Origin of the sequence: Zobellella maritima (assembly GCF_003075035.1) — a bacterium.
Lineage (GTDB): Bacteria > Pseudomonadota > Gammaproteobacteria > Enterobacterales > Aeromonadaceae > Oceanimonas > Oceanimonas maritima.
In genome coordinates this window covers 978,634-990,591 of record NZ_QCZE01000001.1, presented here as the reverse complement: position 1 = coordinate 990,591, position 11,958 = coordinate 978,634, and the positions used below count along the sequence as shown (strand labels likewise).

Sequence of the window (11,958 nt, the reverse complement as noted above, 5' to 3'; positions counted from 1 at the left end):
AGACGTTAAGTATCGGACGCGGGATGGAGCAGCCTGGTAGCTCGTCGGGCTCATAACCCGAAGGTCGTCGGTTCAAATCCGGCTCCCGCAACCAACTTGATGTAACAAAGTAATAGTGTGTGTAAGTAGACGTTAAGTATCGGACGCGGGATGGAGCAGCCTGGTAGCTCGTCGGGCTCATAACCCGAAGGTCGTCGGTTCAAATCCGGCTCCCGCAACCAACTTGGTGTAACAGCATGTAAGGCGTCGGTTAAATCTCTTGTCTTGCTTGCGCAATCAACTTGATGTACCGCTTCGATTAACACCCTACCCTGCCCGAAAATTTCCATCTAGTCCGAATACTCACCTGCTATCGGTGTTTCAGATCTTCCTGAATATTCCTTCATCCAGCCCTTCTGCTGTCCATTTCCAACCTTTGTTCTTCCCAGTCCAGGCTGATCAGCCGATCGTTCATGACCTTAATGGCGCCAAAGGTCGGTAGTGACTTTGTCTCGTTCAGCTCGGTCTGTGCCGAGAGTGAAATACACACAGAAGCCGAGGGCGAGGTTTCCACCACCATCATGGTCAGCCGGCCACTATCGCACTCAAGCGCGATTACCTCACCCAGCTGAGGCTGGTGGTAGTCGGCCTGAGGCACAAAGAACCAGCTCTGGGGCATCAATGGCTTATAAAACCGGGCAACCGCCACACCATTAAGTGCCATTTGAACCCTTTGTGCCGCCGAGCCCAGATTGGCAAGCTTGTCGAGAAAGATGTAATAGAGCCCGGTATCCTCAACGGAAAAGCCCATGGTTGAATTATCACCACAAACCAGGTGTTTTTTCAAATAGCCGGTGGCAAAGAGCATCTCTTCACCCAGATCCAGCATCAGGCGCCGTTCCTCTCCGAAAAACCAGCGCCAACTATCGTTCGGTTGTAGCAGCATCCAGATGTCGCCTTCAAGTCATTAAAAATATACCCCTAACCCTCTCATATATATTTTATTTTAAGGTCAGGGGCAAATATTTAGTTCACAGATTAACTTAAAGGTGTCTCGCCAGGGTATGAACCAGGCCGGGCCCATGGTAAATAAAACCGGAATACAGCTGCACCAGACTGGCGCCCGCCGCTACCTTTTCTCTTGCCGCCGTTAATGAATCTATACCCCCTACCCCGATAATCGGCAGCTTGCCATCCAGGTATCCGGCCAGCTCGCGAATGACCTGGGTACTTTTATTCTGTACCGGCCGCCCACTCAGGCCACCCGCTTCGTGGGCGTGGGGCAGATCGAAGATCAAGCCGCGCTCCAGGGTGGTATTGGTGGCGATCACGCCATCGATATTAAAGCGCACCAGGCTGTCAGCAATCTGCTCGGTCTCGGCCGACGACAGATCCGGTGCTATTTTAACGACCAGAGGCACATATTTATTCTGGGTTGCAGCCAAAACAGCCTGCTTTTCTTTCAACGACGAGAGCAAATCATCCAGCGCATCCCCATACTGTAATGAGCGCAGATCAGGGGTATTGGGCGACGAGATATTCACGGTAATATAGCTGGCATGGGCATAGGCTTTTTCCATGCAGATCAGATAATCGTCCTTGCCATGCTCTATCGGGGTATCTTTGTTTTTACCGATATTGATCCCCAGAATTCCGTTATAACGCGCCTTTTTGACATTCTCGATCAGGTTATCTATGCCTTTATTATTAAAGCCCATGCGGTTAATAATGGCCTCGGCAGGCTTGACCCTGAACAGCCTGGGCTTGTCATTACCGGCCTGAGGACGAGGCGTTACCGTACCTATCTCGATAAAACCAAAGCCCATGGCGGCAAAGGCATCAATACATTCCCCGTCCTTGTCCAGGCCTGCCGCCAAGCCGACCGGATTGGCAAAATTCAGCCCCATAACAGAAACAGGATTATTAATGATGGGGCGGCGGTACAGGGCCGCCAGGGGGGTATGCTGGGTCTTGGCCAGCAAGCTTAAGGTCAGTTCGTGGGATTTTTCCGGGTCGCATTGAAAAAGAGCCGCTTTAGCCAGTGAATACACGCTTATTTTCCTCATAAAAAAGCCCCGGTCATGGCCGGGGCTTTTGTGCTTACGCTGTTCAGACAGCGTTAAGACAATTCAGATTGAGCAGGTTCAACTCCCGCAGGGCAACCGAGAATTTGGCAAACTCATGGCTACCCGAGGTTTTGAAGTCGGCCAGCAATTGCTGCCAACGGTTCAGCAGTTGTTCATGCTCATTCAGCCACTGGTCGAGCATAATAGCGCATTCACCCTTGGCTTTACAGCTTTTCAGGATAACCGACGTCAGGCTGCGCTGCTGGTAATCCAGCTCTTCCCGGAAGGCCGCCCGGGCCAGTGCCTGCCAGTGGTTGCCCACCGCCTGCTGGTTGATCTGATCCAGGAACCAGTGCAGATCCAGTTTGGCCCCCATGTGGAAATACAGCTCGGCAACCACGCAGATATCCCGCTCGTGCTCTGCCGCCACCTGGGCCAGGTCCAGAGCCGAAAACAGGCTGCTCATATGGCCGACGCGGCTCGCTACCGAGGTGGGAACGCCCCGCTCTTCCAGCCTGGCAACGGCAGCCTTGTGTTCAACCACCTCGGACGGCACCATGACTTCATACAGGCGCTCGCTCAAGGTCGCATAGGCGGGGCCGAACTGAGCAATGGTCTCTTCAATGCCCATATTCCGGTTGCGGGAACGCAGCAGCCAGCGGGTGGCGCGGCGGACCATGCGGCGGGTCTGGTAGAACATGTCCAGCTGCAGCTCGGCCGAAACCTGGTTGTCCAGTGCTTCTATGTCCCGCATCAGGTCATTCATGCCGAAGATATCCCGGGCGATAACATAGTTGATGGCGATATCGGCGATGGTCGCACCGGTTTCGTCCAGCATCCGGTTGGCGAAGTTAAAGCCCATGTCGTCGACCATCATATTGGCCAGCCGGGTGGCGATAATTTCCCCACGCAGCGGATGTGTCATCAGGGCATCACCAAAACGTTCGACCAACGGCTTGGGCATGCTGACCGGCAACAGCTTGGCAATATAGGTATTTTCGGTCAGCTCGGGGATATTGAGCATTTCCTTCAATACCATCTTGCCATAGGCCACCAGGACGGCCAGCTCTGGCCGGGTCAGGCCCCGCCCGGATGCCAGGCGCTCGGTCAGCTCTTCATCGCTGGGCAGATGTTCCAGGTTGCGATCCAGCTTGCCTTCGCGCTCCAGCCATTGCATAAAGCGCTGATGCTCTTTCAGCTGGGAACCACTGTGATGGGCGGTAACCGAAATGGTCTGTGACTGGCGATAGGCGTTGGTCAGTACTATCTTGGCCACGTCCTGAGTCATATCATAGAGCAGCTGATTACGGTGCTTCATGGTCAGCTCGCCCTTATCAACCAGGGCATTGAGCATGATCTTGATGTTGACTTCGTTATCGGAGCAGTCCACCCCGCCCACGTTGTCGGTAAAATCGGTATTGATGCGACCGCCATTGGCGGCATATTCAATCCGACCCAGTTGGGTACAACCCAGGTTGCCGCCTTCACCGACAATTCTGGCTCGCACCTCTCTACCATTGACCCGAACCGCATCGTTGGCGCGGTCACCTACCTCGCTGTTGTTTTCACCGACAGACTTGATATAGGTACCTATGCCGCCGTTCCACAATAGATCAACTTCGGCCGTCAGCAGCTGGCGGATGACCTCGGTCGGTGTCAGGCTGGCCTTCTGGGTACCCAGCAGTTTTTTCATCTGCGGGCTGAGCTTGATGGACTTGGCCGAGCGCAGGAAGATGCCGCCGCCTTCGGAAATCAGCGACCTGTCATAGTCATCCCAGCTGGAGCCAGCCAGGTTGAACAGCCGCTCCCGCTCCTTGAAGGTGCTGGCCGCATCGGGCTCGGGGTCGATGAAGATGTGCATATGGTTGAAGGCACCGACCAGGCGGATGTGCTTGGACAGCAGCATGCCGTTGCCGAACACGTCGCCGGCCATGTCGCCCACGCCGACACAGGTGAATTCGCTCTGCTGGCAGTCGATATCCAGTTCACGGAAGTGGCGCTTGACGGACTCCCATGCGCCCCTCGCGGTGATCCCCATTTTCTTGTGATCGTAACCGACCGAACCACCGGAGGCGAAGGCATCACCCAGCCAGTGCCCGTATTCGGCACTGATTTCGTTGGCGATGTCGGAGAAGGTCGCCGTCCCTTTATCGGCGGCGACCACCAGATAATAGTCATCCTCATCATGGCGGACCACCTGTTTCGGCGGGATAACCTCACCCTTGATGATGTTGTCGGTCACATCCAGCAAGCCGCGAATAAACAACCGGTAGCAGGCCTGGCCTTCCTTCAGGAAGGCGGCCCTGTCTCCTTCGGGCAGCTGCTTGCAGACAAAGCCCCCTTTGGCACCGACCGGAACAATCACGGTATTCTTGACCTGCTGCGCCTTCACCAGGCCCAGCACCTCGGTACGGAAATCTTCCCGGCGATCGGACCAGCGCAGCCCGCCCCGGGCTACCTTGCCCCAGCGTAAATGTACCCCTTCCACCCGTGGCGAGTAGACGAAGATCTCGAACTTGGGCAGCGGCAACGGCATGTCGCTGATGGAGTCCGGCGCCATCTTGAAGGAAATATAAGGCTTCTCGCTGCCATCGGCCGCGTACTGATAGAAGTTGGTCCTGAGGGTGGCCTCTATCATTTCCATATAGCGGCGGATGATACGGTCATCATCCAGGTTCGCCACCTGATCCAGTTGCTCGATCAGCTGCTGATGCAGTTTCTGCATCTGCTTGGGATCCTGCTTCAGGCGGGGCGATAGCCGGCGCTGGAACAGGCCGAACAGCTGGGCCGCCAGTTGCGGGTAACGGGACAGGGTTTCCTCAATATAGCTTTGGCTGAAGGTGACACCGGTCTGACGCATGTACTTGGCATAGGCACGCAGGACGCTGACTTCCCGGCCGGTCAAGCTGGCTTCCAGGACCAGTCGGTTAAAACCGTCATTTTCCAGCTCGTTGTTCCAGACCTGGGCGAAGGCTTTCTGGAATCGCTCCTGGCTGGCATCCAGATCCAGGGGCTGGCCGGTATAGAGCATGGAGAAGTCCAGGATCCAGAAGGTCTCTGACGGACAGGTAATTTCATAGGGGGTCTCACCGATGACCCTCAACCCCATATTTTCAAGCATGGGCAAGACGTCGGACAGGTGGATGGGCTCGGCCCTGTGGTACAGCTTGAGCCGTACCCGACTGGAATCCCGCTCTTCTTCCTGAGCGCGATAGAACAGCATACCCAACTGGTTCTGATCGTTGAGGGCTTCCAGCTTTTCGATATCGGCGACCGTCGAGCCCGGCATCACCTGTTCGGTATAGGAGCGGGGAAACGCATTACGGTATTTATGCTTGAGATGATTGCCTTCGGCCTCACCGTAGCTGGCGGACAGGGCGCTTTCCAGTTTGTCCTCCCAGCTGCGGGCGGCTTCGTTGAGGTTGGCTTGGATTTCGTTCACATCTATATCCATGGAATTATTTTGTACCCGGATAAGGTAATGGGTACGCGCCAGTACGCCTTCGGAGAAATAGGTAGTAAATTCCACCTGCTCATCCGAGCCGAAATAGCGTTGCAGGATTTGCTGGGTTTTTTCCCGCAGGGCCGTGTTGTAGCGCTCTTTGGTGACATAGACCATGCAGGAGAAAAAGCGCCCGAAGACATCCCGGCGGACAAACAGCCGGAGCTTGTCCCGTTCCTGCATGCCCAGTACCCCCATGCCGATTTCCAGCACTTCATCTTCACTGGCCTGGATCAGCTCATCCCGTGGATAGGTTTCAAGGATATTGAGCAGGGCCTTATAGGCATGGGAGCCGACTTCAAGGCCGGAAGCGTCGATGATACGCTTCAGCTTGGCGCCGATCAGCGGGATCTGCATGGCGCTGGTGTTATAGATGCTGGACGCATACAGGCCGATAAAACGATCTTCACCGATCACCTTGCCATCTTTATCGAAGCGTTTCACTCCGATGTAGTCGATATAAGCGGGCCTGTGCACCCGGGATTTATGATTGGTCTTGGTTAGTACCAGCATGTCCTGGCTGAAGGCGGCCTGCCGGCCGGCGTCCGTCAGGCTGCTCAGTTTCAGTGCATCCGTATGGGGCGCGTTTCTCATGATACCCAGGCTGGACTCGACCTCGGGCCGTAATTCATAGTCACCCTCGATGGCGGAAACATGATAGCGACGATAGCCCATCAGGGTAAAATTGTGATCCGCCACCCAGCTTAGAAATGACAGGGTTTCTTTCAGTGCTTCCGGGTCGGCCTTCTTGGTCTGCTTCGGCAATTCATCGATCACCGATTGTAACTGGGCTTTCATCGGCTGCCAGTCTCCGACCGCCAACGCCACCTCCCGCACCACGGACAACAATTCACTGCGCAGCGTTTCCCTTGATTCTTCCTTGGTCTGCCGGTCTATCTCGATCAGGAAGGCCGTTTCGGCGCGTTTCTGGGGTAGCTTGTCCTTGCTGCTCAGAAATTGCTGCAGACGCCCTTCTTCATCCCGTTGCAGGTGCATGGGCTGGTGCAACATCAGGTGTGCGGTGATCCCCAGTCGGCTCAGGGCCATGCGAATCGAATCTACCAGGAAAGGGGCATCCTTGAGGATCAGCTCGACTATGGTATGGGGGGATTGCCAGCCATGGCGGGACAGCTCGGGATTATAGACCCGTACATAGGGTTCTTGATCGGGACGGGTTTCAAAGGCATTCCACAGGCTGATGGCGGCACCGTAGAGATCGCTGTCATTACGGTGATTCAGATCATCATGGGTCATGCCACCATAGAGCTTGGCAACAAAGGTATTGACCAGGGGAGACAGGTTATCAGGAAACTTCTTTTCAATAAGCTGGTTGACGTTTTCAAGCAGAACGGATGCTGCTGCGTCTCTAAAAGTCATGGCGCGATTTTCCTCGGGTACAGGCTATAACCATGGGGTGTGACTAGCCCCAATGGGACGAAAACAGTGTAAGCCCGGGGTAATAATAATGCGAGTAAACCCGTTATAAAATATCTAAAAATATCGAGCAGGTCACTTGTGAGCGGAATATAATCAATGACAACAATGGGTTTAACAAAACAATGTGCTGATTACGTTTGAATTGTTTCTCTTCTACCTTGAATAATTAATCGTATTGAATATTAACTATTTAAATTTAATCGATAAATAATGCAAAAAAGCCCCGGTTTGGGGCTTTTTTATATGCGCGGGCGAATGCCGATGCCTGTCAGGAACCGGCAATGCCGCTTATGCCAGGGCCTTGCTGATCTTCTCGAACAGGTCCCGGGCCAGATCCGTTTTATCCATCAGTTGCTGCAGGCGGGACCGCATTAATTGCTGACGTGGCGCATCGAAGCGGGCAAACTGAATCAATGGCGTCAACAGTCGGGAAGCCAACTGAGGGTTGCTGCTGTTCAGCTGCTCCAGTACGGATACCAGCAAGTCGTAACCGGCCCCATCGGGACGGTGAAAATGCACCGGGTTGGCGCTACAGAAGGCGCCGATCAAGGCACGCACACGGTTAGGGTTGTTCAGGCTGAAGGTAGGGTGCTGCATCAGCCTGCCGACATTTTCCAGGGTATCCTCGGCAGGCGCCGTGGCCTGCAGACGGAACCAGTTGTCCAGTACCAGGCCGTCCTGGCGCCACTTGGCTTCAAAGTCGGCCATCAATGGTGCACGGCAAGTCAGACCCGCCCTGTTGGCCGCACCAAGGGCGGCCAGGGTGTCGGTCATGTTGTTGGCCTGTCGATATTGACGCTCGATCAACTCTTCCTCACCGGCCTCGGCAAGGTAGCCCAGGGCGACATTTTTCAATGCCCGTTTGGCCATATCCTGGTGCAGGATGCGGTATTCGGGAGTCTGCAAGCGGGCATAGGTCTGGGCCCACAAGGGCTGCAGGGCCTTGGCCAGCTCCCGGAGCAGGTGCTGTCGTACTCGCGCCAGAGCATCGATATCCACCTGCTCGAACAATTCAATCAGGCTACTGACGCTGGGCAGCGTCAGCATCTCCGCCTGCAGTGCCGGATCCAGCTCCTCGTCCTCGAGCAGGGTACGGAACACTTCAACCAGGGTTTGGGGCAGCACCAGCTGTTGCGAGGCAGCGGCCATGTTGTCTTTCACCGCCTGGTTGATCAGCATCTGGACCGCATCCCAGCGCACAAACTCATCATTGCTGCACTTGGCCAGCAACGCCAGTTGTTTATCCGTATAAGGATAGTCAAGCTTGACCGGAGCCGAGAACCCCTGCAACAGGGCGGGTACCGGACGGCTGGGTACCTGCTCGAACACAAAGCAGTGCTCGGCGTCCAGTACATCCAGCACCGCTGCCCGCGGCTGCCCCTGGCATATCAGGGGAATGGCGTCACCCTGTTCGCTATAGAGCGCCATACTCAAGGGAATATGCAGCGGCAGTTTTTCTTTTTGATCCGCTGTCGGTGGCGTGTGTTGTTTTACCTGCAGCTGATAACGGCCGGTAGCGGCATCGTAGTGGTCACGCACCGTCAACACCGGGGTGCCCGACTGGGCATACCAGCGCTGGAACCGGGACAGGTCCCGGCCGCTGGCCTCGCTCATGGCGGCGATGAAGTCGTCACAGGTTGCAGCCTGGCCATCATGGCGGCGCAGATACAGGCTGAGCCCGCTCTGGAAATCTCGCTCGCCGAGCAGGGTGTGCAGCATGCGGATCACTTCCGAGCCCTTTTCGTACACAGTCAGGGTGTAGAAGTTGTTCATTTCGATCACCGCATCCGGACGAATCGGGTGCGCCATGGGGCCGGCGTCCTCGGCAAACTGGGGACCGCGGATAATGCGCACATTGCGGATACGATTGACACTACGGGAGCCCAGATCCGAGGAGAACTCCTGATCCCTGAATACGGTTAGCCCTTCCTTCAAGGACAGTTGAAACCAGTCCCGGCAGGTAACCCGGTTGCCGGTCCAGTTGTGAAAATATTCATGACCAATGACCCGCTCGATATCGAGATAATCATCATCGGTAGCGGTATTGGCGTCGGCCAGCACGAATTTGTCGTTGAATACATTCAGGCCCTTGTTTTCCATGGCGCCCATGTTGAAGAAATCCACCGCCACTATCATATAGATGTCGAGATCGTATTCCAGGTTACAGCGCTCTTCGTCCCACTGCATCGAGGCCTTGAGGCTGTCCATGGCGTGCCCGGCCCGGTGCAGATTGCCCTTGTTGACAAAGATCTCCAGGGCCACACGACGGCCGCTGCGGGTGGTGAACGTGTCTTGCAACAGGTCGAAATCACCGGCGACCAGGGCAAACAGATAGGCCGGTTTGGGATAAGGATCCTGCCACTGCACCCAGTGCCGGCCATTCTCCAGATTCCCCTGCCCCACCTTGTTGCCATTGGACAACAGATAGGGACAGGCCTGTTTATCGGCGGTGATCCGGGTGCTGAATCGGGCCAGGATGTCGGGCCGGTCCAGGTAATAGGTAATCCGCCTGAAGCCTTGGGCTTCGCATTGGGTACAGTAGGCATCACCGGACTTGTAGAGGCCCTCAAGGGCAGTATTGGCAGCCGGATTGATGCGGGTCTTGATGGTCAGCACGAATTCCTGTGGAACGGAAGGCAGGACAAGTTTGTCATCGTTCTGCTCATACTGCTCGGTCGCCAGGCCATTGATGGCCACGTCCAGCAAGTCCAGCTGCTCGCCATCGAGCACCAGGGGCTCGTTATGGTCGCCATTACGTCGCACCCGGCTGATGGCCACGACCTCGGTCTGGCTGTCGTCCAGATCAATATCCAGATCCAGGGTATCTATCCAGTAGAGCGGCGGCTGATAATCGTCTCGATATTGTGTTTGGGGCTTATTCTGGCTCATAAGTGGGGATCTCGTTAAAGTCAGGTGGGCTTTAAAAAGAAAACCCGGATATTGACGATATCCGGGTTGTGAAGAATTAACCGACCAGCTTCGCCAGATCGGCGGTGATCCGGGCGGCTTCTTTCAGATAGCTGTCTTCCGCTTCAAAATCGGCCGGGGCGTCATCCAGAGACGCGACCGGCTGTTGTCCGGCACGGGCCAGGCGGTCGTTGAGCCGGGCCAGGGACTTGGCATCCTGCTCATCCAGTTCGGCCTTGCGCTTGGCCAGGTTGAGCGAAATCGAATCCTGATCCTTTAGCCGTTTGAATTCCTTGATATCGTCGAAGATATAGGTGAATTCAGGATCTGTTTCGATACGCGCCTGGTGACGGGTGCGCAGCTTGTTCAACAGCGGCTTAAGATCATTGACCTTACTGAAATTCAGGCTGGAAATTTGATCCCAAGGCAGCGCATTTTTTTCCATGCTCTCCCCGCTTTCTTCCGCTTCTATCGCGGTCGGAAACGGAATATCCGGCGCCACCCCCTTGTTCTGGGTGCTGCCGCCGTTGATGCGATAAAACTTGGCAATGGTAAACTGGATGAAACCCATGGGATTTTCGTACAGATCATAGATGCGCGACAGGCTTCTGTGCTGCTGTACCGTGCCCTTGCCGAAGGTATTCTCGCCCAGGATCAGGGCGCGGCCGTAATCCTTCATGGCCGCGGCAAAAATTTCGGAAGCCGAGGCCGAATAGCGATCAACCAGTACCGTCATAGGACCGGAATATGCCAGCTGATTGTCATCATCGCTGTTCACCGAGATACGGCCCAATCCATCACGGATCTGCACCACAGGTCCACTGTCGATAAAGAGTCCGGTCAGGGTCGAGGCTTCGGTCAGGGCGCCGCCGCCGTTGGACCGCAGATCGATAACCAGGCCGCTGATGTTTTCGGCCTTGAGCTTCTCTATCTCCTTGGCTACATCCACACTCAGGTTGACATAGAAACTGGGGATATTCACCACCCCTATCCGGTTACCCTCTACCTCCACAACCTCGCCGCTGGCGGCCCTGTCCTCAAGGCGCACGGTATCGCGGGTCAGTTCGATGACCCTGGGAGGGACGGTGGCAGCCTGTCCCCGTTGGATCTGCAGCCAGACCTTGGTGCCCTTGGGACCCTTGATCAGATCCACCACTTCATCCAGGCGCCAGCCAATCACATCGGTAATTTCCTCGGCATGCTGGCCCACCCCGATAATGCGATCGTCCGGCTGCAACTCGTTGGATTTGGCGGCAGGGCCGCCAGGCACCAGCGAGCGGATCACCGTATAGTCGTCTTCGGCCTGCAATACGGCCCCAATCCCTTCGAGGGACAGGTTCATCTCGGTTTCAAAACGCTCGGCGTTACGCGGACTGAGATAACTGGTATGGGGTTCGATGGCTCGGGCAAAAGCATTGGCGAATCCCTGGAAGGCATCTTCGCTTTCACTCTGGGTCAGGCGTTTGATGGCGTTATTATAGCGCTTGGTCAGTGTTTCCTTGACTTCATCCCAGTCCTTGTCGGCCAGGGTCAGACTCAGGGCATCATACTTGACCCGGGAATACCACAGCCGGTCCAGCTCGGCCCTGTCTTTCGGCCAGTCTGCCTCGCTGCGATCAAACTGGTAGCTGTCATCCCCGTCAAAAGTCATGGGCGTATCGAGCAGAGAAAGCGCATACACCAGGCGTTCGTAACGCCGCTTGAGACTTTCGTTGTACATTTCAAATGCAGGCTCCAGCCTTCCTGCCCGCAGCGTGTCGTCAAAAAGGTGCTCATAGCGCTTGAAACGCGCTATATCTGCCTGGGTAAAAATATTTTTACTGAAATCCAGGCTTTCAACATAACGGTTGAAAATCTCTTCGGAGAAGGCGTCGTTAAGTTGAAACTGCTGATAGTGGGAACGGGTAAACAACGCGGTAATCCGCTTGCTGGCGGCCGAATGCTGTGTTTCCGGCGCCAGGCTAGGAATGGCGGAGATATCATAGGTAGCGGGCACTGCCGCCACCATGCCCGCCGCCATGATGCCGGCAGCAACCAGGGACAAGCGAATTACATGACTGCTCAAAC

5 protein-coding genes and 2 tRNA genes are annotated in these 11,958 nt (G+C 55.5%); 2 read left to right on the top strand and 5 right to left on the bottom strand.

The annotated features are described in order from the left end of the window. Nucleotides 1-17: 17 nt before the first annotated feature. Nucleotides 18-94, top strand: a tRNA-Met gene (locus DCS96_RS04495). Between the two features lie 50 nt (nucleotides 95-144). After that, nucleotides 145-221, top strand: a tRNA-Met gene (locus DCS96_RS04490). Between the two features lie 161 nt (nucleotides 222-382). Here the strand turns inward: DCS96_RS04490 and DCS96_RS04485 are convergent. The 5 genes from DCS96_RS04485 to prc form a co-directional block, all read right to left on the bottom strand. Beyond that, the gene (locus DCS96_RS04485; protein ID WP_116473135.1) at nucleotides 383-925 is read right to left on the bottom strand and encodes a cell division protein ZapC; all 543 of its coding nucleotides are present in this window, start codon (nucleotides 923-925) and stop codon (nucleotides 383-385) included. Nucleotides 926-1,022: 97 nt separating this feature from the next. Further along, entirely contained in the window at nucleotides 1,023-2,045 is a 1,023-nt protein-coding gene (pyrD, locus tag DCS96_RS04480) for a quinone-dependent dihydroorotate dehydrogenase (protein ID WP_116473134.1), read from the bottom strand. Between the two features lie 43 nt (nucleotides 2,046-2,088). After that, on the bottom strand, nucleotides 2,089-6,924 hold the full coding sequence (locus DCS96_RS04475) for an NAD-glutamate dehydrogenase (protein WP_116473133.1): 4,836 nt from the start codon (nucleotides 6,922-6,924) through the stop codon (nucleotides 2,089-2,091). Nucleotides 6,925-7,272: 348 nt separating this feature from the next. Further along, a complete protein-coding gene (pepN, locus tag DCS96_RS04470; protein WP_116473132.1) occupies nucleotides 7,273-9,873 on the bottom strand; it encodes an aminopeptidase N in 2,601 nt (866 codons plus the stop codon). Between the two features lie 76 nt (nucleotides 9,874-9,949). Beyond that, on the bottom strand, nucleotides 9,950-11,956 hold the full coding sequence (gene prc, locus DCS96_RS04465; RefSeq protein WP_116473131.1) for a carboxy terminal-processing peptidase: 2,007 nt from the start codon (nucleotides 11,954-11,956) through the stop codon (nucleotides 9,950-9,952). Nucleotides 11,957-11,958: the final 2 nt, after the last annotated feature.